Source organism: Formosa haliotis (assembly GCF_001685485.1).
GTDB lineage: Bacteria > Bacteroidota > Bacteroidia > Flavobacteriales > Flavobacteriaceae > Formosa > Formosa haliotis.
The window spans coordinates 3,906,702-3,932,505 of record NZ_BDEL01000001.1; the positions used below are offsets into that span (position 1 = coordinate 3,906,702).

Genomic DNA, 25,804 nt, shown 5'->3' on the forward strand with positions numbered 1-25,804 from the left:
AGATTTTAGTTATTTAATTATTAAACGATGATGTTCTGTTTTAGCTTTTGATAATATTTTCAAAATATATAAACCTTTTTTCAAAGAAGAAACATTTATATTTCTTGATTCTTTTAGATTGCCTTTTAGCTTTAATGAGGAATTTAAGTCGTATAATTCGTAAATTATTTCTTCTTCTTTAATACTTGACAATTCTAATCTTTGATTTTTATTATTAATAGTAAAATTATCAGAAGTAGGATTTGGAGAGATTTTAAAATCTGGATCAATACCTGAATTTCCTACACTTATAGTATAAAATTGCATAAATTCACCACAATCATTAGTTGCTGTAACTGTAGCCACATACATTCCAGGAGTATTGACGTAAAATGTAACTTTTCCTCCATGACTTCCCCAAGTTATATTATTAGGAAATATATCCCATATAAAAGAGGTGTTAGGTGTATCAGTGTGTACTTGAATTTCTCTTGTTGAATGTGAAACAGGATAAGAATAACTTTCACCAAAATAATTCTTAGTGCCATTAGAATTAAAGGTGTAAATATTTGGTTTACCAATCCATACTTTTTTCTCAATTGTTTGATTTCCTAAAACAGCTCTTATGTAACCTTCTTCTCTAGTATTTGAATTTATTGGAGTAACAGTAATATCGGTGTTATTTGATGATATTATTTGTAAATTAGTTGAGATTTGCCAAGTAACATTGGTTCCTCCATTAGTTAGTGAGTAAGTATTATTTGAATTGCAAATAGTTGATAGTCCATCTATTTGGGGGATTGTACAACTATTACTTACTACTTGTTGTAGTAAAGAAGAACTTGCAAATGCTTGTCTGATTCTATTTGCTTGACCATTAGAAAAATGATGAAAAGGGAAATAATAAGACATTATATTGTCCATATCAGGAGTGTATCCTCCTGAATTACCAGTATTTGCATCAGCAGGGGTGTCACAAACTTCATCACCACAACTTGAGCAATTAGAGCCATTTATATTTTCTGCACAACCAGAAGTATTTGTTGCTGTACCTTGAAATGTGTGTAACAAATCTAAACAATGTCCTAGCTCATGAGAAGTAACTTGAGTATTTGCATAATTTTGTTCAATTACTAACGCTTGGCTTAAAATACCGTTCGCTCTCCCTGCATAACTTACTGCATTATTTATAATGTAAATATTTATGGCATTAGGTATATTATTAATTTGTACCAGTCCATCAAATTCTGTAGTAGAACTCCCTGTATCATCAATGTTGTAGTAAGTAGAATTGTCAATATAGTCAAATCCAAGATTATTAACATACAGATAATGCTCATTGAATGCTGTGTTTAATGTGTTAGTGATATTACTTAATTGACTTGAATTATAACCTCCTGAACCATTATTTTCTCTGACAATATGATAAAAAACATTAATGCAAATTGAATTTGTTGAATTTAAAAATTTGGTATTTGTTACAGTTCTTTGAGCTTTATTAGATGTGTTAATCGATGATGTTCCGCAAATTTGTCCAAAAGCTATTGTGCTTAGACTTAAAAATGTAAGTAAAAGTAATTTTTTAGTTTTCATAGTTTTTAAGTGTTAATTTTTGTTTTAATTGTGTGCAACGGTCTCGGCTATGAGTAGTTGCGTGGTTTAGCACTTAACTTAGCAAGTACACACCAAACTGAAAATCCGCAAGGATTTTCAGAAGTAGGCTAGAACAAGCAATTACTTATAGCATCCATGAAAAAGCAGTAAGTCGAGTATCTTTAAAGTTCACTAAAACAATAAAAGATATGAACACTCAAATTACCGCCACCCCTAAATTATACATAGGAATCGACATACACAAGCGCAGCTGGAAAGTTCATTGCTCTACGGATCTATTTTCTGGCAAAAGTTTTAGTATGCCACCAGAGCCATCGCAATTAAAAGCTTATGTAGATAAACATTTTTTGGATCATGAAGTAAGTACAGCTTACGAAGCAGGATGCTGTGGCTATTATGCACATCGTTGTTTCGAGAGTTATGGTTGGCGCTCTTTGGTGGTTAATCCTGCAGATATTCATCGTAAAGGCAAGGAACGTTTTACCAAGACGGATCGTATTGATGCGCAGCTAATCAGTAGAGAGCTGAAAGATGGTCGACTATCCAGTATCCATGTTCCAGATATGCACCGCGAAGCGCTAAGGAGTTTGTTTCGTAGACGCAATGATTTGGTTAAGGACTTTAGGCGCATAAAAAGTTACATCAAAATGCAGTTGCTCTACTTTGGTATAAAAGTTCCTGAACAGTACGATAACGACCATTGGAGCCATGGTTTTCGTGATTGGTTGGATAATATGATATTTCAATACCCCATAGCTAAGGGAAGTTTAGAAAGTCGTATGCGTCATTTCAGATTTATAGATGAAGATTTACGTTTGGTAAGCAATCAACTTAGAGCTTATTGCCGTAAGCATTTCAAGAAAGATTATTATTTGCTTAAGAGTATACCTGGAATTGGTGGTATTGTGGCCTGTGGGATCATAAGTGAACTTGGCGATTTACGTCGGTTTAATAATTTGAAACATTTGGCAGGTTATGTAGGGTTAGCCCCAGGAGTTTATCAAAGTGGAGCAAATAGCAAGACTATGGGGATTACTCCACAAGCTCACCGCTTAATCCGCTCGTATTTTATAGAAGCTTCATGGCAAGCCATACGGACGGACCCTGTGATGCAGAGTTATTATCGCAAGCATTCGGGTAAGGACAGTAAAAAGATTATTATAAAAGTGGCCAGGAAGCTATTATGTAGAACATTGGCCATAATAAAAACAGAAACACCTTATGAAATTGGTGTTGTAGCATAATTAAATAACCAATAACAAAGCTCACACAGAAGTATTTAAAGTCCATATCACAAAACAATGTGGGTGACACTATTCAGTGATCACATATTTATAGCAAGTGGCTGGACTTATTATAACTTATAATCATACAGATGCTGGTGACGACCGAATAGAGTTGATCACATATAGGATGCGGAGCAAGTTATTTAAAAAGGCATTGAAATATTGATAATCCTATCGGAATTATCAACATTTCAACACCTAATTATTATCATTATGAGATAGATAAATAAAAAAATATTAATTTTGAAGAACTGGGCTAGTGCTTTTCATAGGAGCCATTGTTGTACATAGTTATTTATCTTCTTCGGCTACGAGTTCCTTATCTTTTTCTAAATCTTTTTTGCTTTGTAATTCTTCCAAAGCAAATTCCTCATTAAATAATTCAAAATAACTTGCTTTGAATTGTTCAGTTTTTCTGAATAGTTTGAAAAGAGGCCATTTATTATAAGCTTTTTGATTTACTAATTCATCGTTAGTTCCAATTTTAATCATTAATTTTCCTGCATCATCATAATTTTCTTCTAAAACTAATTTGGCTAATTTAAATTCATTTCCGATTGACCAATCCTCTTTTTTAAGAACGTTTTTACATTCTTTTTCTTTACCTAATAATTTAAAAGCAATTGCTTTGTTTATGATAATAAACTTTCGTAATTGTTCAGATGAAAAAGTTTTTATTACATCTGTAGCAAAATTAGCTATGATAATAACTAAACTATATTTGTTGTTGTTTAATAAGTCAAATATGACTTGATTAAGATGTTCATCTGCTTGTTCCCTTTCTTGAGGAACAAATTTCCTCCATAAAACGTGAGTTAATTTTACAGATATTTCATAAAGAATTTCAAAAGCTTCATCGCAATATTTTCCGTCAGCTTTTAATTCCTCATTTAGTTCTCCATTACATTCACTATTAAATTTCCACTTTCTTTTTGATTCTAAATATTGTCTTGTAGTTTGTCCATTAGTGTGAACAAAAAGATTTCGTCTTTGAGTTAATTCTATAAATTTCGATAAAACAGGTAGGTTAGTAGTTAACGTAAAATCTTTACCAGTTACAATTGATATTCTTTTTTCAAGAATTTTAAATTGCTCATAGTGTTCTTCTCTTAATAAAGAGTCTACCTCTTTATCTACAATGTGTTCTTTTAATTCATCTATTGATTCATAATTGAATAAATCTTCAACGTTTAATTCTTTTTCGCTAGAGCGTATTATGTTCGGATTTATCTCATATAAAGTTTTAACTAAATTCCCTAAAAAAGCATCGTACTGACTAATTATTGAAACAATATAATTTCGAGGTAAGATTTTTCTAGCAATATCAGTTCTTGATAAATGTTTGTGAATTTTTGAAAACTCATCAGCGTGTTCAGAATTCAATTTATATCGAACAAATTCTTCTCCATTTTCATCTTTTTCCTCTGTAGTAGTTGAGATTTTTTCAAGTTTCTCAATTAGGTTTTTATGTCTAAATGAAAGTAAAGTTAATTGAGTCGGTAATGTGTCATTTAAAGCTGATAATTCCTCTAGAAATTGGTCAAGATTAATTTCAAGTAAATCGGAATAGGTTGCTTCTCTAATTTCTTCTTGTTCTTTTTTTTCTTCTGACATCTATTTTTTGATAATTATGTACAACGATGGCGAATATGAAAAGTAGCAGGATCTACAAACTAACTTTTCGTATCGGCACAGGTTTTAAATTTATAAATTATATTTCGTTTTTGCTCTTAACTGCTATTTTTTATATGCGCTGTTGTGTTTAGTATTTTTTATTTTCCAGTATTTTATAGCTTTCTAAATTCTTTTTTTTTACACCTGGATCTTTAATCTTCTCTCTTCCACTAAATACGGTGTATGGAGGACGCTACATAAGGTAACCAGCACCCAAACTTGATTTTCTTTTAAGATTGGTTATATAAAGCTTTATATGACTTGTCTTAAAATAAAACTTGCTTCGATTCCGTTACTATTTAAAAATTTATAAAAATCTTAAGCCATTGATATGGCCGACTACAAACATCTTGTTATCAGACTATTGGAAGTGTTAAATAACACCAAAAACTTGACTTTCTCATTTTTTTTCAATAACTTAAAACAAACTGTTTAACGTTGCAAACGTTTTGAGAGCGCGCTCTCAACGATTTCTATCGCACAGTTTGCGATTTGAAATTCTCCTTAACTCGTTTTTAAATCAACTGATTTTTATAAATAAAAAAAAACCTCGAAGCAAGCCGTAAAGTTTGGGGGATGACCGAAAGTCATTCATATTAAACGCAACGTGTTTGTGTATGATTAGTTGCGTGGTTAAGCACGTAATTTAACAAATAAAAACCGAATAGAAAATACGTGAGTATTTTCGTAAGTAGGCGAGAACCAAGCAATTAATTATACACGGTGTTGCCACACGTTTTTTATTCCGTCACTTTATAAATTCCGACTGTTTTAATTCCGTCTTCAGAGAATTTTAATATTTCCGTTGTTATTGGATATCCAGATTGTTTGAATTCATCAACTACAACAGGTCCAATTCGTTGAGAGAAGAATTCAAAGTCTTGTTCCGAGAAAATGTAGCAAAAATCTCGAACAGGAATGACAGCATAAAAAGGATAACTGAAATCGGTTTTTACTTTTTCTTTCATTGATGGTGCTAATAGTAAAGCACTTTTTAGATTATTGTATTCAGATTCTATAATTCCGAGTTTTTTATTTTCTATTGTATCAAATGTTATTTGTGATTCCGCCAATATTCGGTCTGCATTTTTTTGAGCTTGATTCTCCAAATCAGAGTCGGTTATATTCCATTTTTTAAGGTCATCTTTAGAAATCCAAGTAAATTTGTCATTCTCGCTATGAAGATAAATCTTATTAATTTGGTCTGTAACTTTAATATTTATGAAATCTTTAAAATCAAAATCATTAGGATAGAGAGAAATAAATATATTTTCTTTTGCGTCATTCCAATTCGCTGGAATATCTATTGAATAATCAACCAAAGTTTTCACTAAATCAGAAATATGAGTTTTGTCTTTATCTCGTTCGTAATTTCTTCTTACGTTGTCCAAGCTTACTTCTAAAGTAATTTCTCCTTTCGAAATATAAATCAATTCCGTTTCGTCAATCGAGTCGATTTTCATTCCTTGATTTTCAATTTGGGTTTTGAATTCGTTAAATACAAAATCCTTTTTCGGGTTGTTACAACTAAAAAGTCCGCTTAAAATAGTCAATATTATGATGTATTTACGATGTTTCATTAAATGTGTGGCAACGTTTATGTATAAGGAAAGTTGCGTGTTTGTGTGCGAGGATTTTCCGAAGGAAAATCAGAACCTAGCAAACGAGCAACTAACTTTGGTTTAGCTAAAATTAGCAATTTTTTTTATACGGTGTTGTGTGTAGTTTTTTATATTATCCGTTTCCACAATGATTTAGCTTTTCTCTTTGTCATTTTATAGTATCGTTTTGAATTAAAAGCTTTGTCAGTTTTGTAATCGAAATGGATAAACTGATAATATTTATTTGAATACTTATCTTCATACTCAAATTTTATTTTTCCTAAATCTTTTGCGTCTCTAATTTCAATTACATCATTCTTTTCAATCCTGGGAAAATACAATGATTCGTCTCCATATTTTGAGTTTCTTTCGTGTTTCAATTTAGAAATGTTTAAATCAGTATATTTGATTGCTTTTAATTTTTTGTTTTCAGATAAAATTTTCAAGTTGTATAAATCATCTTTTATCCCAAAAATATAAAGATTTGTTTCATCTCCGTATTCAGTTTTATAATCAAGACTACAATATTCTTTTTTCCTAAATGTTTTAATGAAAGTAATCAGACCTATTAAAAAACTTATAAAATAAAGAACATCTTTCCAAGTTATATAGTTACTCATTAGATTTTATTTTTACCAGTCATTTTTCTTAGTTCCAATGGCTAAATTCGATATATAATTATTTATCCAATTGTCTAAATTCAATTTTAAATCATCTTTAAAGAGCCAATAACCATTGTCATTTTTGTTAGACATCCAAATACAATCTATTTCAACTTTTTTGGGTGAGTCAGTATTAGCAACATATATTTTCTTTTGGCTGTTTATTGAACTGAAAATTTCATTCAAATCAGTTATCGAAGGTTCAATCCTAATTTTTTCATCTTTAAATTTTAGGTCTATTCGATAAGTCATAATATAATCATATAAACCGTCTTTATCTTTAATAGATTTAGTCAGACCATTAATAATAATGACTTCATTTTCTACTGTATTTAATACATTTTTTGGATTGGAATATATGCTATTTAAGTAAACTAGAGTGTTTGTATATAGGTCGTTTTTTTCTTATCAGGAACTTTCAAAACGACAAAATTTTTGGTAGAATCAATTCCAATTCCAGTAAATCCATTATGTTTTAATTCCATTTTAGGAATCGAATTTTGAGCTTTAATATTCAAAGAAATTAATGTCAGAATTATAAAAAATATACTTTTTTTCATTCGATAATGTTCGTTTTTAGTTCGGTTGCTGAAATTACACACAACGGTTTTGTGTATGGCTCGTTGCGGGAAATCTGCGAGGATTTTCCGCAGTAACACGAAGATAGCAAATTGCAATGAATTCCGATTAGGAATTCAGCCGCAATGAGCTATACACGTTGTTACCCAACGTTTTTTATTCTGCAAACCTTATCAATTCATCTTTTTCAGTCCAAAGATAAGGTTTAGAAATTCGTTTAATCATTTTCCCTTTTTGGTCTATGAAAAAAGAAATTCCATCCTTTTGTACAATAGTTTTCTTGCCATTAAATGGAAGTGCATTGTCATAAATAATTGGAATTACAACTTTATTTTCTTTATTGATGAAACCATACTTTTTGTCTTTTTTCACAAGAGCCAAACCATTGTAAAAATCTCCGGATAAATTAAAACTGTTTTGTGGTTCGATAATGATTTCTTTTCGATTGTTAATGTAACCTGTTCCTTTGTTAGTAATAAGTGCTAAATCATCTTGGAAATGTCTAATTCGACTAAATTCAAACGGAATTATGATATTATTTTCTGTGTCAATAATTCCCCATTTATTACTTTTTTCGGCAGTAAACATATCGTTTTTGTAATCTAATACATTGTCGTACTCTATTGGAATAACTATTTCTCCTTTTTCATTTATAATTCCAGCTTTTCCGTTGTTCCTAACACGCATAAATCCATTAACAAAATAGCCTGAAATTTCATCGTAAATAGGTTCAATTATGATTTCTCCGTTAATGTCTATTAAACCTTCTTTTAATTGTATGTTTTTAATCTGATTCAGATATTCAGCAAAAGTTTGACTTCCATTTCTGTCTTCAGAGTGCATTCTTTTTCTCTTTTCTACTTCTTTACCTGAAATCATAAAAATAGCCTTATTGTCAATAATTGGTTTATAGCTAAAAATCAAGCTGTCAGAAAAGATAATTTTACCTTCTTTGTTTATATAATTCCATTTGTCGTTTTCTTTTATTGAAGCATAACCATTGTAAAAAGGAAATGCATCTTCATAAACTAATGGAATAATTATTTCTCCATTTTCATTAATAAAACCATACTTATTGTCTTTTATAGCAAGTCCTAAATCATCCTTATACCAATACGTTGCATTGAATTGTGGAAACATTTTTTTATTACCATCTTTAAATAGTATTCCAGGAATAGAATCAAATATTATGTTTGATTTACCATTAAAAAAGTCAGAAGCGTAAGTATATTCAGCTTTAATAACTGTTTTTCCTTTTGAATTTAAGAAGCCATAATTCAGAGAGTCTTTTTTGAGAACATTGAGCGTTCTACTAAATCAGAATAGTAGTTATTTTGGTCTCCTTGAATATTGTCAGATATTCTTAAAAACTCCATTTTAAAAACATCGTTTCCGACTTTTTTTTGTCCGAAAACATTGGCAGATATTATTAAAATCAGTAAGAATATTTTTTTCATAAGTAGCTTTTTTCAAATGTTGGGTAACGATGGCGAATATGAAAAGTAGCAGGATCTACAAACTAACTTTTCGTATCGGCACAGGTTTTAAATTTATAAATTATATTTCGTTTTTGCTCTTAACTGCTATTTTTTATATGCGCTGTTGTGTTTAGTATTTTTTATTTTCCAGTATTTTATAGCTTTCTAAATTCTTTTTTTTTACACCTGGATCTTTAATCTTCTCTCTTCCACTAAATACGGTGTATGGAGGACGCTACATAAGGTAACCAGCACCCAAACTTGATTTTCTTTTAAGATTGGTTATATAAAGCTTTATATGACTTGTCTTAAAATAAAACTTGCTTCGATTCCGTTACTATTTAAAAATTTATAAAAATCTTAAGCCATTGATATGGCCGACTACAAACATCTTGTTATCAGACTATTGGAAGTGTTAAATAACACCAAAAACTTGACTTTCTCATTTTTTTTCAATAACTTAAAACAAACTGTTTAACGTTGCAAACGTTTTGAGAGCGCGCTCTCAACGATTTCTATCGCACAGTTTGCGATTTGAAATTCTCCTTAACTCGTTTTTAAATCAACTGATTTTTATAAATAAAAAAAAACCTCGAAGCAAGCCGTAAAGTTTGGGGGATGACCGAAAGTCATTCATATTAAACGCAACGGTTTTGGCTATGGTTTCGTTGCGGAATGGTTCGGCAGAACTATTCCGCCGTAAACCAAAGTTAGTAAATACGCAGGAATTTCCGATTAGGAAATTCCGCCGCAATGAATTATAGCCGTTGTTAGCTACAGTTTTTTATATTCAATTTTTTTCGCTGTCATTATTTTCTCAATTCGTCTAGTCAAACTTAAAATAGTTGAGTTAGCGAATAATTCGATTAACAGTATGTAAATCAGTCCAAAAATTGGAAGAACGAAAATCATAAGACTTTCATTAACTCCATTCGTGAAAGTTTGATAAATTGCAATAACAATTGTCAGAATGATAAAGAAAATTGCAAACCAAAAATGAATATTATAGGTCATTCCGTTTTTTCTTTTCAGAATCAGTTTACTTTCAGTTCCGTCGCTATTTGAATTAACCGATTTCAAATTTAGTTTAACAAGAGGACCTAAATTCGGCTCTGTGTATAGCATAGAAAATGTATTTGAAAGGTCAAATCCGCCATCATCAGAATACTCACCAGAAATATTATTCCGTTTACTAAAAGTTTTTCGTTTTATTTCAGTTCGGATTATTTCGTTCAGTCGATTTGCTCCACCTTTTATTTTATATTCAACTGCTTTTTCTTTCAACGATTTGGTTGGTTTAAATTGTAGCTAACTAGTTATATCAAAACAAATATAAACAATAATCATTCAATGTTTCGGGATATCAGCACTTTGTTGTTGGTATATCCCGGGCCGTTTAGTTGGTCTACCGCAACGTCTAACGGACTGCGAACATTCATTAAATCTTTTTGGGCAACGTGGGTGTAAATCATCGTGGTTTCTGGTTTGGCATGTCCTAATAAATCTTGAATATAAATAAAATCTATCTATTCTTCATAATAATTCCACATTGCCCCAAACCATTGGATGAGAACTAGCTTCCTGAATTTTGTTTTTTAAAGTGCTATAATACCTCCATTTCGGACGGTTTTCTGGCCAAACACCTTTTCTGTTTAGTCCGCTGTCTTTGAGTTTGTTAAAAAGCGAGGGAGATAATAACATATAATCTTGTTGCTTTATATTTACTCCCTTTCTATATGCTCCAATACGATGATAATTTTGATCTTCACCTTCATCTAAAATAACTTCAAAGGATAAGTGTTTTGTAATGTCTTTAATTTTGGTATCCTGCATCAAAGGAGCGTTGGAATAACAATATGATGGAGCTCCGAAAGTGCCAGTAATTATAATATTTGTTTCATCATTTTTTAATAGTGTTTTAAATCGATTAGCTAGGTATGTAGTTAAATGAGCCCGGCATTCGTCGACAACATCTTTGTTTTGGATGTTACTTTTAAAATGAACAGCAATGACTCGAATAATATTTTGGCTAGGAGACATAATCTTAAACTCTAATATAGGCTTCAAATAATGTGTTTTAATATTACAAAGCTCATATCCTTCCCGAAGCAATAGGGCGATTTCCATGCCATTTTTATCTGAATTTTGGATGACATGAATTTGAGTATAGGGATCACAATCAAATGTCGGTAGTATTGTATTATTGAACTCTTCCAAAGAAGCACGATCTTCTACTTCCTGCAAAATAAGTATATCTGGGTTTATCTCTGATATAACTTTAGCTTTGTGATGGATCGCCGGCAATGGGATAGGTTTTGTTTGTAAAGCGATCCAACCTTCATAATTATTAATTAAAGTTGCCTTGGTCTTTTCTTCAAGATCATAACCTTTTAAGTATAAATTACCTGCTTTTTTTTGGAGTATAGCATAAGGTCTTTGTGTAATGTTTTCAAACCCAAGTAAGAAGGCTAGTTCTCGAATTCTCCTAATCTCTGCATTAGATTTTTTAGTTTGCGATATTAGGCTGTCTAACTCATTTATCCATTTTTTGTGGCTATACTTTAATTCAGCTTTGCTAAGATTACGATCTCTATGGAATAAATTTTCGATGTTATATGATGCTATTTTCATGATTAGTGTGATTATTTACGTTTATCTTTTGTGGTTTCGCTAAAGGTCAATTGATTAAATAATTGTCGCATTCTAGAACGGACTCTAGATCCGTAGCGTTCTTCAATTTCACTGGCGTTTAGGTTTGTAGTTATATGCGTTTTAATCTTTGTTTCTAGAAACAATTCATACCTAGAAAGAAGCACTTCTCCCATTACGTTGTATGTGTTTCCATAGTATTTGCCTATTGGTTCTATACCTAAATCATCGAAACAATAACATTTGTTGTTTCCGAAATCTTGAATGGTTTTTGTTCCCAAATGATTGTATGCAAATACAATATTCCTGGCAGCAATTATTTCAAACATCTTTGGTTTAAGAGACAGATTTCGCAGTAAATTCATAAGGCTGGTTTTGCCACAACCAACAGGACCAGAAAGTAAAATGCCTTTGTTTAAATCGATTCCGTTGGCTTTACAGTAATCCTTATCTTGGATGAAATAACAACATAATTTTAAAAGCAGTTTGTGGTCTTCTTTATGAATTTCAAAATGTTCACCAAATAGAATTTTACCTTTGGCTTCCAAATAAACCAAGATATTCTTAAAATCGTAGGTTACAGTATCACCGTTAAATCTGCCAAGTGTATATTCTACGTCACCTTCTTTTATTTTATAGAGGTTGATCATAATTTTTGTTTTTATTGGTTTTTAGGTGATCTTTTAATTTTTGTCCAGCTTCATTTTTTTCTATTTCATGAGCTTTTATCATCCAATTAGAGGCTAAGGCTTTCCAATTTTCAACTTTCGATTTTCCTCCAATAATCCAACCAATTGCTAAATTGTGATTGTAGAATTTTTTAGCTTCATTAATTGGCCATTTTTTTAATTTAAAGAATAAAATAACTTCATCTTCGTTTTTTGGTAACTTACCTTTATTAAGGTTTCTATTTAGTTTATTAAGGTTTAGTATAGATGCCAAAGCTTGTTTATTGCTTTCATCTTGCTTGTTTACAACTTGTTTATTTGTTGTCTCAAAATTAAACATGATAATTTCACTTCCTTTATAAGGGTTGTGAGATGGAAGGTATTGCAGGTATTTCCAGTCATTTAAGTTCATAAGACAACGATGATAGGTTGTTTTTGACCCTATTTTAGACATTTCCATAATTTCTTGCCTTGAGATGAATATTTTAGTTCGAAAACTATTGTAATTCCAGTATTGAAATAAAGCCATATATAGGCTAATATGAGTTGTGTTTAATCTTGAATCTCGATTAAAGGATTTAAAAATACTATTGAGGTGTTTTATGTAATTCATTTTAGTTTAGTTTTGATTATCAATGCGATTATCATCTATTATGTTTTGAATATCTTGTAATTCATAATAAATAATCCTACCAACTTTTGTATAGGGAATGGTACCGTTAGATCTTAAATTCATGAGTGTTACCGAGGTTATTCCTAATAAATCCATAACATCTGAAGATCGTAATAATTGTTTGATGTCGCTAATTGGATTTTTATTGGATAATAGAAGTTTAATGTCTTGTAGAAGATCGCATTTGAATTCTTGGAGATCTGCTTTAGTAATTTCTTGTTTTGCCATAATATTTAGTTTTTGTAATTAATATCACAACAAATTTGAAAAGTTTTAATAACTGTTTTTCACTATGAAGACAGTAGTCCGATAAAATTTAACATTCAACAGGTTCTGGACGATAAGAGGACGTGTTTATTCTAATTTGTGGTATCTTGTTGTTAGTTTTCTTATAATTTAAGAGAAAATTCCACTTTTCGGACTACTGGTTATATACCGGTTATTTAATTATAAATCTGAATTTTCAATGTAATTTATAACATTCATAGAAAGTTCATTGAGATATTTAGTTTTACACTTTGTTCTAGATTTTATCTCAGAAAACTTTTTATAAATAGGTGGGTTAGGTATATTAAAAATGGTAGCCAATGCTCTCGAAAACTCTATAAGGGTCAGGTTGCCATTATTTATACATTTATTTAAGTAGAGTGCATAAGCTAGCTCAACAAATGCTACTGTTGGTCCTGTCCATTTTAAAGTAGTGTAGTCGGAAATACTGTTAAGTCCTGTAGATTGCCTTTTGTTTAAATACTTTATAAATAATAAGTAGGCCTTGTATTGTGCGAGTATATTATCTTTAGGTGTCGAGAAATCTTTGTCGTTGTAGTAGTTTTTTATATAAGAAAGTGAATATTTATCAAGATGTTTCTGTAGGAAATAGAAGGAGTCTAAATGGGTTTGTTCTAATTCTATATATTGTATAAATTCAGAATTATTGTGAATAAAGGTGTTCACCTGATCAAAATTTTTGTTCAAGTAACTTTTCTGAGCTAAGCAATCTATTTTGGGATATCGAATTTCAAAGGAACGTATTTCAGAGAAATAGATATATTTTATAAGAGGTATTTGTTTTGTTACTTTAAAAAAGTGTATTTCTTCAGTTTCAGAAGTGAAAGTATGCTTTGTTAAATCGCCTTTTAATTTCTGCAGTAATTTTTCACATACAATAATAGATAAATTTGCTTCTTTTAAAATAGTAAAGGAATTTTCGTGAATAGCTATTAGTTCTTCATTTAGTTTTTCAATTTCTAGTGTAAACTTCATAATTAATTTGTTCTTAGGGATTAAAAATTAATGTAGGAAGTTGTGATTGGGGCAAAATTAGAAAAGCGGATTTCGATTTATAAGACTGATTCCATTCAAGTTAAATTACGAAATTTTAAATGCCAAATAAATGAAGTGTATTTTTCTACACTTTAGGTGTGTAGAAAAATACGCATCTAATAATGACGTGAGGTTTAGGCTGATTGTTATTTATTAAATTTTTTTCTGAAAGATTTTATATCAGTGGTTTTTGTCTTAGCAAAGAGGTTTGAAGCATGTTTTCTAACTGTGCTTTTCGAAATAAATAGATTGTTTGCAATATGTTTATAATCATGATTATTTAATATATGTATTGCAATTTCATTTTCTCTATTGGTGAAACTTGATATAAATGGATGTAACTCTAAGTTTTTATGTTCATATTTGAGTCGATATAAATAACTATGAATTTCCATTATTGTAATACATATAAACGAAAGTATAATAACACTTAGTTTAATTACAGCAGCTGTATTTAAATATGAGAAAATTGGTAAAAATAATAAACCAACATATGCTATTATAACGAGATAGGGTCTGTATTTAAAATGTCTTTTATGGGTGACGTTTTTTAATACATTTTTAAGTAGATAATAAAAAAAAGAACAAGCTAGAATAGTTGGGGTAATAAGGAATATATGTTTTGATATTGTTAGGGAATGTGTGAAAGTAAACACCATTATATAACCAAATATAAAATTAACCAGCATAATGTAGGTCAAGCATTTAATTTGAAAAAACTTATTTGAGGACATAATTTTAAATTCTTTGGTGATATACCAAACCACAAATAAGCATAGATTTATCCCTATAGCATATTTTATTGTTTCTTGAATAAAAACTGAAAAGGGGATAGATTTATTGGGAAGAATGCCACTAGACAACTCATAGACTAAAAAAACAAAAATCAAAATTAGGTAACGTAGCTTGGAGCTTAAATTCTTTTTATGATATATGAGTGTTCTAGTGACTTGAAAAATGAATAATAAAACTAAGAGGGAACAAATAAAAGCGATAATCCAATGAAATGGAAGATTGTACCTGAAATATTCAGGCACCTGGTACTGTAAGGTTAATAGCATAGTAGGTTGGTGGTTAGTTAGTTGGTTGAAGTGAAGTTAGATGTTTTGATTTAGGGAAACAACATAAATTGAGATAAATTTTAAATTCTTAAATAATTAGGTACTCTTCTCGAGGCTTTAGGACATTTATATGGAATATAAGATCTCAAAATCAAATATCCCTAAAAGTTTAAAATTAAAATCTTAATTCTGATATGGTAAAATGATTGTATAGGCAATTAAATTGAAGATAAATCTTACATTTTGGAAAAAAATCAAAAAAAAATATTTTTTTTTATACTGAAAAATCCCGCACCTCTTTGATGAAAAATAATGTTAAAATTTTCAAAAACACCTTAAGTGGTGCGGTTTGAGGTGCGTAATTGATAAAAGTTAAGTGTAACTAGTTGTATTAGAGTTTAATATGTTGATAGTTCTAGACCCTCTTTCTCCGCTTAAAAGCCCCGTAACATAAGTGTTACGGGGCTTTGATTTTTTGCAAAGGACTTAATTCATTTTCATTTTACATCCAACTTTTGAGATTGACCCGTTTTTAGCCGTGTAAGTATGAGATCAATGCGTCTTTTGTTTTCCTGTTGTAGTAATGTAGGATATAAATTCATAAATATATTCACAATCATTATTATTAGACCGAATAAAAAATTGTGAGTGATACTTTTATAAAGGGCAAAGCAAGTCACAAATAGGAATCCTATTAAATGACTTATTTCTGCCATAGTCATTTCTTTTCGTATTTCAGTTAAATCTGATTTATTATTATTCAATTTTATTTTCTGATTAAAAAATTTAAAAAAAGAATTTTTTACAATCCATTTAAAATAATCAATTCCAATATGCCTATTTAAAGATTTACTTTTTATAAAATTCAGATTTGATATTTTTTTATAGTATTTAGTTTTAACAAGAACACTATTAATAATCATGCCGACTATCCATGATATAAATGATATTGATATTCCGAATGTAAAATATGTAATCATAATCCTTTTGAATTCAGGAATTTTATTAATTATGGTAACGGTAGTTTGTCCTCCAACAGTATCTTTAATTTCTACTAAAATACAGGTTTTTGGTAGGAGATGTAGCCTAAGATTTTATTTTTTAAATTTTGTGCTGAGCTGGTATGGGGAAAGGAAAAACCTAATTCGTTTAGCTGTTAACAGGGGCAAGGATACGCTTGGAGTCGCACTAGAATGGAAGGATGAGCAATAGTTCAAAATCTTATTTTAGAAACTGCAATAAGCCTAAAACGGTAAAAGATGACAGGTTTTGTTCGTTAAACCTAACACGTTGCATGATAGGTTTCATTAATTAACAGCTAGTACTTATTTTACGGTAGGGTAGCGGAAGCACTCCGTTGCTTGATGAATAACGGAGCCATCCACTGGTTTAGTAGTAGTTTTAATTACAAACTATTTATAGTATAAAATTATCCATATTATATGTTTCTTTTCTATTCGCCTTTTAAGATGGGTGCGTATTTGTTCCAATTTGCCACAATAACCCAAATATTAATTGCTAATAATATGAATCCGATTCCAATGCCTGATATGTCGAGTACTAAGTGATGAACAAATATTCCTACCATAACAGGAAGTATCACTAAGGCTCCCAATGCTCTAGTTTTTGGGATGGCGATTAGGGTTCCTCCAATGATTTCTATAATTGCAACAAGCGGAAAAATCCATTTAATTGTCATAAAAGCACCCATAATTTGCATCATTTCTTCAGACATCTCGGGCATGGGCATATAGTTGAAGAATTTGTTTAACCCTGAATTAATCATCATTAATCCGAATAGTATACATAAAACTGTAAGAATCTTGTTTTTCATCTTTAAATTGTTTTAATTAATAATACGACAAAATTAACTATTTTTGATTACCATTAGTAATCAGTTACCTAAAGGTAATCAGTTACTTTAAGGTAATCATTAAAATAATTGAAATGAAAAAAAAAGAACATAAAGAGTGTATGTCTGCTTTATTACCAGTAAAGGACACTTTAGATGTAATAGGTGGAAAATGGAAACTATTAATTTTAATCTCTATTTGGGAGGGTAATAAGCATTTTAGGGAGATAGAACGAAGCATTCCAAAGTTAAGTACCAAAGTTTTGTCAAAGGAATTGAAAGATATGGAAGAAAATCAGTTGATTACTAGAACTGTTTTAAGTGGTTTTCCTGTCCGAACACAATATACACCAACGGAGCATTCTAAAACGTTAGGAAAAGTCATTTTTGAATTGCATCAATGGGGTGTCAATCATAGAAAGAAAATCTTTGGACAAACATCAGAAGCAGAAAGTTCAATTGGTGCGTAGTCTGCATTCGTATTACATCATGGCAAAACGAAAGCCCGTGTAATAACTTTCTATGGTTTTATCTTTTGAGTTTCGCAGGGAGCCTGATCGGAAAAGGAAAAACCTTATTCGTTTAGGGTTATCAACTTTAATGAAACGTTAACGTACTTTTACGACACTATCCTAAAAAGTGTGTAAGTTCAAAATTTCAGGGTTAAATTATTTATAGTTTAATCCTATTTTCAAATATAGCTAAAAATTGATTTAGTATAATTCCCCAGTTTCTTATGAGCTTCGTCCATTTTTTAGTACTTTATCTTAGGGCTAAAAATACAGATTTCATTACAGCATCATCCGTTGGAAAAGAGAGCTTGTTTTTGGTATATTTTCTAATTTTTCCATTTAGATTTTCTATTAGGTTAGTTGTGTAAATTATAGTTCTTATTTCAATTGGAAAATCAAAGAATACTGTAAGCTCATCCCAATTATTTTCCCAACTTTTAATAGCATAAGAATATTTGGAGTCCCATTTAATTTTAAAGTCTTTTAAAGCAGCTTTGGCAGTCTCTTTTGTTGGGGCTGTATAGATTTGCTTCATATCACGAGTAAATTCTTTTTTGTCCTTCCAGACCACATAGCGACACGAGTTTCTTATTTAGTGCACAACACATATTTGTGTCGTAGAGTTCGGAAAAATGGTTTTAATAGTATCTGTAAATCCATTTAAATTATCGGTAGCTGTGATAAGTATATCTTGGGTTCCTCTAGCCTTAATATCGGTTAAAACACTCATCCAAAAGGAAGAAGATTCGTTTTTGCCTAACCATAATCCTAGCACCTCTTTTTTGCCATCGGTTCTCAGTCCAATAGCTATATAGATGGTCTTGTTAATGACTTTAGAATTCTCTCTAACTTTAAATACAATGCCATCCATCCAAACAATTAAGTAAGTAGCTTCTAGCGGTCTGTTTCTCCAAGTAATAACATCTTCTGTGATTCTATCTGTAATTCTTGAGATGGTGGAGGTAGATATATTAAAATCGTATAGCTCTCGGATCTGCTCTTCGATATCACTATTACTCATACCTTTAGCATACAGTGATATAATAATGTTTTCTATACCTTCTGTGGTGCTTTCTCTTTTCTTTACAATCATTGGGTTAAATGAGCTATCTCGGTCTCTTGGAACCTGTATTTGAGCTTCTCCCAAAGAAGATTTTAGCTTCTTTTTACTATAACCGTTACGTAGGTTTTTGGACTTACTTTTTTGATGTTTTTCGTAATCCACATGAGCATCCAATTCACCTTCCAGCATCTGCTCTATACCTCGCTTATGTAGCTGTTCTAAAAAAGAGGTTAGCTCTGGTGCGTTCTTGAATTGCTTTAAAAAGTCTTCGTTTAATAAATCTTCTGGTTTCATAAATGTGTAAAATTTAAAATTAATAAATAAAAAATCTCAGATCATATTTTGACCTGAGATTTCAAAACTTACACAGTTTATGAGATACTGCCTAATTTAACTATTTATCCAATTTTTTGATGTTAGTCCATTCTTTATCTATTAGTGTTTACACATAACCTTTCAGATTGAACTTATCTACGACTTTTAAATATAATAAAACTCGTTAACTCGGATTTAAAATCCGAGTAATAAATAGCAAGAATTTTTAAGTTTAAATCGTTTAGTATTTTCTTTTTCTAAAATAAATAAGAATAAAGGTAATAGTAAGGTTTTAGGTACGAATTATAAATCCGAACCATCGCAGAGCGAATTGATATAGGCGATAGAGTTAGTATTCAGGCGCGGAATAGTAGTCCGCGCCATGGTTGTGTGTTTACAAATAGGCTCTATTACAGAGCGAATCGACATAAGTTATTAAGAGATATCCTATTTATTTGTTACTCTTCTCTTTAGGTCTAATAATCATTCTAAACGACTGATCTTTATTAATGTAATAGCCCATCCAGTCGTAAAACGCTCGCATGCGGTTTCTAAAATTAACAAGAGACATAATATGAACAAATATCCAAACGCACCATGCAATAAACCCTTTTAAAAAGAATTTATGATTTGGTCCATCGGTTACCGCTTTGTTACTTCCTATGATAGCCATAGAGCCTTTATCTTGGTAGTTAAAAGGTTCCCATGCGTTTCGATTTAAATTTTTACCTAAATTTTTAGCTTGCTGAATGGCTACTTGCGCTAGTTGTGGATGTCCGTCGGGGTAGTCTTTATCCCCACAAACGATAGAGGTATCGCCAATAGCATAAATATTTGTATGGCCTTCAACCAAATTAAAGGTGTTTGTTTTTAATCGTTTGCCACGGCCGTAATTTTCGTCTTTAAACCCTTTAAATGTACGAGCCGATATTCCTGCTGCCCAAATTAAGTTTCTGGAGTGTATTTCGGTATCATCGGAAAGGGACACGATATCGTCTTTAAAATCTTTTACAAAAGTGTTCAGTTTTATAATTACCCCGTATTCTTTTAATTTTTCGTAGGTATAGCCTTGAGTTTTTTTGGACATGGCCGCGAGTACCGCATCTTGCCCGTCAATTAAATAAATATTACCAAGGTCGCTAGTATTTAATTCAGGATAATCTTTGGTTAAAATATGCAAACGCATTTCCGAAAATAATCCAGATAATTCAACTCCAGTAGGTCCGGCTCCGGCGATAACAAAAGAGAGTAGTTTTTTTCGTTGCTCCGGATCGGTTATTCTTGTGGCGCGCTCTAAACGTGTAAAAATAAGATTCCTTAAAGCTAATGCATCAGAAATGGTTTTCATAGGCAAACTCTTTTCTTCTATATTTTTGTTCCCGAAGAAATTTGTTTCGGCACCAGAAGCCATGACTAGAATGTCGTAATGTAATTCGCCATTTTTTAAAATGATTTTATTTTCTGAAGGAATGATTTCTTGAAGTTCGCCCATCCAGAATTTTACATTGTCGTATTTTCTAAGAATTTTTCTAAACGGATAACTAATAGCCGAAGGCTCCATAAAACCAGCTGCAACTTGATATAATAGTGGTGGAAAAAAATTGTAGTTATTTAAATCAACTAAAATAATCTGGTATTGGTGTGCATGCTTTAATTGATTGAGCAACTCTAAGCCGGCAAAACCACCACCTACAACTATAATTGTTTTCTTATTTTCCATGGTAAAAGGTTTAAAATTGGTTGTGTTGGACTCAAATATAGTATGGTTTTTTTTATTAAAATAGCAACTTAGGAATTAGATGTTTTTCAAACGTTTTCAATTTTAAAATTAATTTTATTGGCTTTTATTTTTTGGTTTTTTTAAGGTTGCACGATAAAAAAAGTCCTTTCAAAATTTAATTTTGAAAGGACTTTTAAAAGTTATCTCTTTGTAAGCAGACTTAAACAATGTCTTATTTTAGTTCGGTAATGCATTTAAATTTTACATCAAATAAACGTATAGACTATTTAGTACAAAGCTTTTATTTTAGAAAGCTTTGTTTTCCAAAGTTTTAATTCGTCTTTATGCTTTTTAATATTAACATGAACTTCTTTTACCAAAGGATTATCGGCTTTTACATTAGTAAAAAACTGTAAGTTGTTTTCTAACTGATTAATTTCACCTTTTACCTCGTCTATTTTCTTGCGTATAAATAGGCGTTCGTTGTCTAGATATCTTGAGTCATCTGCATTACTAAGCTCGTCTAATTTGTTTTCAAACTTAATAAGTTCGGCTTCTTCTTTGTTTAATTTTACTTGTTTAAATAATTCGTCTAGAGCCTTATTAAATTTTCCTTCTATATAGCGTTTATTATTTGGCACACGACCAATCGCTTTCCATGCAGAGATTTGGGCTTTTATAAGCTCTAAATCTTTTTCTTTATCGCTTGTAAATTCTAGTGTTTTTAAGCTGTCTAAAAGTTCAGTCTTGGCTTTAAAAGCAGCAATCTCCACTTCGTTTTCAGCATTCTTTTTAGAGTGTAATTTGTCGAAATACGCATTACAAGCAGCCTTAAAACGTTTCCAAATTTTGTCGCTGTCTTTACGCGGAACATGACCAATTTTTTTCCAATCGTTTTGTATGCGCTTCATTAAAGCAGTGGTAGTATCGCTATCTTCGCTGTCTTGATGTTCTTCAGCAATTTTAATTAATTCTAATTTTTTCTGAAGATTTTCAAATTGTTCTTTCTTTAAATCTTTGTAGAATACATTCTTTTTACGGTTAAACGTTCTAACCGTATCCTTAAATTTGGCCCAAGTAGATTCGTTTACTTTTAACGGCACCTTTCCAGCACTAAAAAAAGCTTCTCTTAACTGTTCAACTTCTTTAATTTTGGCTTGCCATCCGTTATGCGATTTAGCACCTTCGGCTGTTAAAGCTTCAATTTTTTCAATGATTTCAGTTTTCTTTTCTAGATTCTTTTCGTAAACTTTATCTAATTCACCATAATACGCTTGGCGTTTATTATGAATGATTTTTGTGGCCGCTTTAAAACGATTCCAAATGTCTTCTCTGTGTTCTTTAGAGACAGGACCAAGCTCTTCTTTCCACATTTTATGAAGTACTTGCAGCTCTCTAAACGAACGATTAGTATCCTCGTCTTTCGCTAATTCTTCTGCACGGTCTATAATTTTTAGTTTTAATTCTAGATTGTGCTTAAAATCTAAATCTCTTAAATCGCGATTTAAATGAAGAAAATCGTAAAATATTTCAACATGATGGTGATAACTGTTCCATGCATTATTGTATTTATCTCTAGGAATAGGACCGGCATTACGCCACTGTTCTTGTAAATCTTTAAAATGCTTATAGGTAGTATTTATGTTTTCTTCAACATTAATTAAACCTTTAATTTCTTCAATAATGCGAAGTCTATTTTCAAGATTTCCTTTTAAGTTGTTTTCAATATTTTTATAATGCGCATGAAGTTTTCCACGGTAATCTTTATAGGCATCTTTAAAACGTTTCTGTACCGGACTAGAATAGTAGAAATCAATTTCGTTACCACCTTCGTTTAAAAAGTCTTCCTTTTTTTCGTCGATTAAAGCATTAAATTTTGAATTGAATTCGTTTTTAATACCATCGACATGTTCTTTTATGGCTTGAACTTTTTCGTTAGCAACCAATTTTTCGAGTTCGATAACTAAGGCTTCTAACGACATGCTGTCGTATTCTTTAAAAGGAATCGTGTGGCGTTCGTTATTGCCTTCATCTTCGGCATCTTCGGCATTTGAAGCTTCAATTTCTTCAAATACAACATCTTCATTTTTGATATCTTCTACAGATGCTGAAGGCGCTTCAGTAGTAGGTGTTGATTGGTTTTCTTCCGAAGGAACTTGTGTCTGTTTTTTTTCTTCGTTTCCGTCTACAGGTTGTAGGTTATCTTGCTCTGACATTTTAAAAAATGTTTTGGTTCATTAAAATTAGTTCTTAAAGATACTAACAACTCTCATAATTACAAAGTGTTGGATTGTATTAATGAAAGCTATTTTGTGGTTTTATAGATTCCAGATCTCCCATGCTTTCTCTGCTTGTAAAACTAGCATGTTGAGTCCGTTTAAAGTTGTGGCTTTTCGTTCTCTTCCGTTTCTTAAAAATGTAGTTTCTTCTGGATTATAGATTAAATCGAAAAGTAAGTGTTGGTTTGTAATTCCTTGATACGGGATATCTGGACAATCGCTAATATTTGGAAAAGTTCCTACAGGCGAACAATTAATTATTAATTTATGAGTGTTTATAACATCTTCTGTTAAGGAATCATAACTAATAGTTTGATCGTTTTTTGGAGATCGAGACACGTATTTAAAGTTTATTTTCAACTTTTTTAAGGCATAAGCAATAGCTTTACTAGCGCCCCCGGTACCAAGAATTAGTGCCTCTTTATGATGTGGCTGTAAGTAAGGTTTTAATGAGTTTTTAAAGCCGTAATAATCGGTATTATAACCAATAAGTTTTCCTTTTCTAGTAATTTTTATGGTATTTACGGCCCCGATGTCTTTAGCTTTTTTGTCTAATTTATCTAGGTAAACCATAACCTGTTCCTTGTAAGGAATGGTTACGTTTAATCCTTTTACTTCGGAATGATTTTTAAATATGGAAGGAAATTCTGAAATATCCTCTAAATCAAAATTTTGATACGTGGTGTCTGTAATATTTAAATCTTCAAATTTTTGTTTGAAATAATTACTAGAGAAAGAATACGAAATTTGCTTTCCTACAAGACCTAATTTATTCATGAACTGTTCGTGTTTTGTCGCCGTAAACTCCTAACCATAATACCATACCTATGCCTAAAGCAATAAGAAAAACGGCAAAATAGGTTTCAGGATTTAAATCGGGAATGAATCGTATATAATTGGTAACTACTTTATTTCCTGTAGAATCTAAAGCGAATTCACCATTTTCTAATGTTTTATGTATGGTGTGTTTCCAGGGCCAAACAACACCCAAAGATCCTACTATAAACCCTATAATAGAAGCCATGGTAATACTTTTATAATGTTTTAAAATATAACTCAGCACGTGCGAAAACGTCACTAAACCGGTAATAGAACCTAAGGTGAATACGGCTAATACTTTTAATAAACGCATGCGGTAAGGATCGGAAGTAAAGTCGAAATTCCATTTTATGATATCGGCAAAAGTATCGTATAACGCATTTACAGAGTCTACAAGAAGTAGTACATAATTGCCTAATAAAATTAAAATAAACGAACCCGAAAACCCAGGGAGAGTCATTCCCGATACACTAATTATACCGCAGAAAAATACAAACCAAAGGTTGTCGTTTTCTTTGGCAGGATCTAAAAAGCTTATGCTAATCCCTAGAATAGTTCCTATAATTAGGGCTATTAGGGTTTTGTAATTCCAGTCTTCGAAATCTTTACTTATGTAATAAATGGAACCGATAATCATTCCAAAGAAAACACTCCAAACAAACAATTCGTAATGTTGAATGAGGTAGTCTAGTATTTTTGAAACACTAAAATAACTAATAATCATTCCTAAAAATAGCAAGCCTAAAAACCGACCATTTATATATTGATAGAAACTTTTAAACCGACCATTAATAAGGAGTTTAAATGCCTTACCATTTATTTTTTGTAACGAATAAATAAACTCTTCATAAAAGCCAGAAACAAATGCGACAACGCCACCAGAAATTCCAGGAACCTTATTGGCGGCTCCCATACCTAATCCCTTTAGGACTAAGAAAATTTTATCGGATAATGTTCTCGTACTTTCCATTAATTTTTGTTTGTTCCTAGTTTTTCTAAAATAAATATAGTTAAAAAACCGGTGACCATTAAAGCTATGGCAGGAATGACATGTGCATTTACATGATTCATTTCAGCATATAGAGAAGGTAATGTACTGTGTTCGGAAAATGTTTTGTAGACTTCGGTAATTTGAGTCTGTTTTTCAAAAATGGAAAGTGTTCCTAGATTAGACACTTCAGAAAAAGGCAAGATGTTTCCTGTTTCTTTTTCTAAAACGGTTTCGGTTAATTTCCATGGCCAAACTTTGTTTAAAGAGCCAAAAATAAATCCTGTTAAGACCGCTAAAGTGGTATTGTGATAATGCTTAAACAACCATTTTAATAGGTGACTAAAGCTTAATAATCCCACAAGAGCTCCGGTTGCAAACAGTACGATTTTTTTGAAATCGAAATCGTGAAGCGCATCGCTTAGCGTTTTATAAGCCCCTAAAATAACTAGAATAAACGAGCCAGAAATACCAGGTAAAATCATGGCGCAAATGGCTATAGCGCCCGCAAAAAATAAAAACCACGGACTGTCGCTACCGTTTAAAGAGGGGAGTGTGGTAATGTAATAGGCCAAAAGCGCACCAGCTATAATACTGAGTATAGAGGCAATATTCCATCGTGTAATTTGTTTACCAACAAAAAATATACTGGCAATAATTAACCCGAAGAAAAACGACCAAATAAGAACAGGATGATGCTCTAATAAATACTTAGCTACTCGCATAAAGGTGATAAAACTCACCACTATACCAGTAAGTAAGGCTAAAAGAAAATTGCCGTTTAACTGTTTCCAAAATGCAGATAAGCCATCTTTCTTTAAAGTTTTAAAAAGGGAAAGATTTATACCACTAATGGTTGAAATAAGTTCTTCGTAAATTCCAGAAATAAATGCGATAGTACCACCAGAAACTCCAGGAACAGCATCGGCCGCCCCCATGGCTAATCCTTTTAATGAAATTATAAAATAATCTTTGAAACGTCGTTGCATTTTCAGGTTTTAAATTCGAA

At 31.1% G+C, this 25,804-nt stretch carries 25 protein-coding genes and 2 pseudogenes; 2 read left to right on the top strand and 25 right to left on the bottom strand.

All coding sequences use genetic code 11. The features are described from left to right. Positions 1–9: 9 nt before the first annotated feature. Complete coding sequence (locus A9D35_RS16500) at positions 10–1,572, bottom strand: T9SS type A sorting domain-containing protein (RefSeq protein ID WP_066225058.1); 1,563 nt, start codon at positions 1,570–1,572, stop codon at positions 10–12. 209 nt (positions 1,573–1,781) lie between these two features. On the opposite strand from A9D35_RS16500, the gene A9D35_RS16505 reads away from it, so the two are divergent. Then, positions 1,782–2,837, top strand: coding sequence for an IS110 family RNA-guided transposase (locus tag A9D35_RS16505; protein ID WP_066225059.1), 1,056 nt, complete (start codon positions 1,782–1,784; stop codon positions 2,835–2,837). 333 nt (positions 2,838–3,170) lie between these two features. On the opposite strand, the gene A9D35_RS16510 is transcribed toward A9D35_RS16505, so the two are convergent. The 18 genes and pseudogenes from A9D35_RS16510 to A9D35_RS16590 all read right to left on the bottom strand — a co-directional run bounded on the left by A9D35_RS16510 (position 3,171) and on the right by A9D35_RS16590 (position 17,081). Beyond that, positions 3,171–4,493: a hypothetical protein gene (locus tag A9D35_RS16510; RefSeq protein ID WP_066225061.1), complete on the bottom strand. Its 1,323-nt coding sequence runs from the start codon at positions 4,491–4,493 to the stop codon at positions 3,171–3,173. A gap of 800 nt (positions 4,494–5,293) precedes the next feature. Then, complete coding sequence (locus tag A9D35_RS16515; protein ID WP_141675566.1) at positions 5,294–6,133, bottom strand: hypothetical protein; 840 nt, start codon at positions 6,131–6,133, stop codon at positions 5,294–5,296. A 149-nt stretch (positions 6,134–6,282) separates the two neighbouring features. Next, a complete protein-coding gene (locus A9D35_RS16520) occupies positions 6,283–6,774 on the bottom strand; it encodes a hypothetical protein (protein WP_066225065.1) in 492 nt (163 codons plus the stop codon). Positions 6,775–6,786: 12 nt separating this feature from the next. Next, complete coding sequence (locus A9D35_RS16525; protein ID WP_066225067.1) at positions 6,787–7,068, bottom strand: hypothetical protein; 282 nt, start codon at positions 7,066–7,068, stop codon at positions 6,787–6,789. Positions 7,069–7,190: 122 nt separating this feature from the next. After that, positions 7,191–7,376, bottom strand: coding sequence for a hypothetical protein (locus A9D35_RS18980; RefSeq protein WP_066225069.1), 186 nt, complete (start codon positions 7,374–7,376; stop codon positions 7,191–7,193). 175 nt (positions 7,377–7,551) lie between these two features. After that, entirely contained in the window at positions 7,552–8,535 is a 984-nt protein-coding gene (locus tag A9D35_RS16535; RefSeq protein WP_066225071.1) for a WG repeat-containing protein, read from the bottom strand. A gap of 69 nt (positions 8,536–8,604) precedes the next feature. Continuing rightward, positions 8,605–8,676 (bottom strand): annotated as a pseudogene (locus A9D35_RS19745) (WG repeat-containing protein); the annotation flags it as partial. Next, a complete protein-coding gene (locus A9D35_RS18985; protein ID WP_066225073.1) occupies positions 8,673–8,852 on the bottom strand; it encodes a hypothetical protein in 180 nt (59 codons plus the stop codon). The pseudogene A9D35_RS19745 and the gene A9D35_RS18985, both read right to left, overlap by 4 nt. Positions 8,853–9,647: 795 nt before the next feature. Then, a complete protein-coding gene (locus A9D35_RS16545) occupies positions 9,648–10,157 on the bottom strand; it encodes a hypothetical protein (protein ID WP_066225075.1) in 510 nt (169 codons plus the stop codon). 59 nt (positions 10,158–10,216) lie between these two features. Continuing rightward, a complete protein-coding gene (locus A9D35_RS19310) occupies positions 10,217–10,345 on the bottom strand; it encodes a hypothetical protein (RefSeq protein ID WP_369692187.1) in 129 nt (42 codons plus the stop codon). A gap of 61 nt (positions 10,346–10,406) precedes the next feature. After that, entirely contained in the window at positions 10,407–11,504 is a 1,098-nt protein-coding gene (locus A9D35_RS16550; RefSeq protein WP_066225077.1) for an exonuclease/endonuclease/phosphatase family protein, read from the bottom strand. An 11-nt stretch (positions 11,505–11,515) separates the two neighbouring features. After that, positions 11,516–12,172: a P-loop NTPase family protein gene (locus A9D35_RS16555; RefSeq protein ID WP_066225078.1), complete on the bottom strand. Its 657-nt coding sequence runs from the start codon at positions 12,170–12,172 to the stop codon at positions 11,516–11,518. Then, the gene (locus tag A9D35_RS16560) at positions 12,156–12,803 is read right to left on the bottom strand and encodes a hypothetical protein (protein ID WP_066225080.1); all 648 of its coding nucleotides are present in this window, start codon (positions 12,801–12,803) and stop codon (positions 12,156–12,158) included. The genes A9D35_RS16555 and A9D35_RS16560 overlap by 17 nt, the downstream gene beginning before the upstream one ends. 6 nt (positions 12,804–12,809) lie before the next feature. After that, positions 12,810–13,091, bottom strand: a complete 282-nt coding sequence (locus A9D35_RS16565) for a helix-turn-helix domain-containing protein (protein ID WP_066225082.1) — start codon at positions 13,089–13,091, stop codon at positions 12,810–12,812. A 219-nt stretch (positions 13,092–13,310) separates the two neighbouring features. Next, positions 13,311–14,126, bottom strand: a complete 816-nt coding sequence (locus A9D35_RS16570; RefSeq protein ID WP_066225084.1) for an RteC domain-containing protein — start codon at positions 14,124–14,126, stop codon at positions 13,311–13,313. A 206-nt stretch (positions 14,127–14,332) separates the two neighbouring features. Beyond that, positions 14,333–15,247, bottom strand: a complete 915-nt coding sequence (locus A9D35_RS19750; protein WP_083191737.1) for a helix-turn-helix transcriptional regulator — start codon at positions 15,245–15,247, stop codon at positions 14,333–14,335. A gap of 497 nt (positions 15,248–15,744) precedes the next feature. Next, the gene (locus A9D35_RS18990; RefSeq protein ID WP_066225088.1) at positions 15,745–16,227 is read right to left on the bottom strand and encodes a glycosyl-4,4'-diaponeurosporenoate acyltransferase CrtO family protein; all 483 of its coding nucleotides are present in this window, start codon (positions 16,225–16,227) and stop codon (positions 15,745–15,747) included. Positions 16,228–16,700: 473 nt separating this feature from the next. Continuing rightward, positions 16,701–17,081 (bottom strand): DoxX family membrane protein, encoded by a 381-nt coding sequence (locus A9D35_RS16590; protein ID WP_066225092.1) that lies wholly within the window; start codon positions 17,079–17,081, stop codon positions 16,701–16,703. 113 nt (positions 17,082–17,194) lie between these two features. On the opposite strand from A9D35_RS16590, the gene A9D35_RS16595 reads away from it, so the two are divergent. Next, positions 17,195–17,569 (top strand): winged helix-turn-helix transcriptional regulator, encoded by a 375-nt coding sequence (locus tag A9D35_RS16595; protein WP_066225094.1) that lies wholly within the window; start codon positions 17,195–17,197, stop codon positions 17,567–17,569. A gap of 202 nt (positions 17,570–17,771) precedes the next feature. Here A9D35_RS16595 and A9D35_RS16600 read toward each other — a convergent pair. The 6 genes and pseudogenes from A9D35_RS16600 to A9D35_RS16625 all read right to left on the bottom strand — a co-directional run bounded on the left by A9D35_RS16600 (position 17,772) and on the right by A9D35_RS16625 (position 25,784). Beyond that, positions 17,772–18,968: pseudogene (locus A9D35_RS16600) on the bottom strand (IS256 family transposase). A gap of 472 nt (positions 18,969–19,440) precedes the next feature. After that, complete coding sequence (locus A9D35_RS16605; RefSeq protein WP_066225096.1) at positions 19,441–20,709, bottom strand: NAD(P)/FAD-dependent oxidoreductase; 1,269 nt, start codon at positions 20,707–20,709, stop codon at positions 19,441–19,443. Between the two features lie 287 nt (positions 20,710–20,996). Next, positions 20,997–22,925, bottom strand: coding sequence for a DUF349 domain-containing protein (locus A9D35_RS16610; RefSeq protein ID WP_066225097.1), 1,929 nt, complete (start codon positions 22,923–22,925; stop codon positions 20,997–20,999). Positions 22,926–23,027: 102 nt separating this feature from the next. Further along, positions 23,028–23,765: a shikimate dehydrogenase family protein gene (locus A9D35_RS16615; RefSeq protein ID WP_066225099.1), complete on the bottom strand. Its 738-nt coding sequence runs from the start codon at positions 23,763–23,765 to the stop codon at positions 23,028–23,030. After that, complete coding sequence (locus tag A9D35_RS16620; RefSeq protein ID WP_066225101.1) at positions 23,758–24,777, bottom strand: DUF368 domain-containing protein; 1,020 nt, start codon at positions 24,775–24,777, stop codon at positions 23,758–23,760. Before A9D35_RS16620 ends, A9D35_RS16615 begins: the two co-directional genes overlap by 8 nt. Beyond that, positions 24,777–25,784, bottom strand: a complete 1,008-nt coding sequence (locus A9D35_RS16625) for a DUF368 domain-containing protein (RefSeq protein ID WP_066225105.1) — start codon at positions 25,782–25,784, stop codon at positions 24,777–24,779. Before A9D35_RS16625 ends, A9D35_RS16620 begins: the two co-directional genes overlap by 1 nt. Between the last annotated feature and the right edge of the window lie 20 nt (positions 25,785–25,804).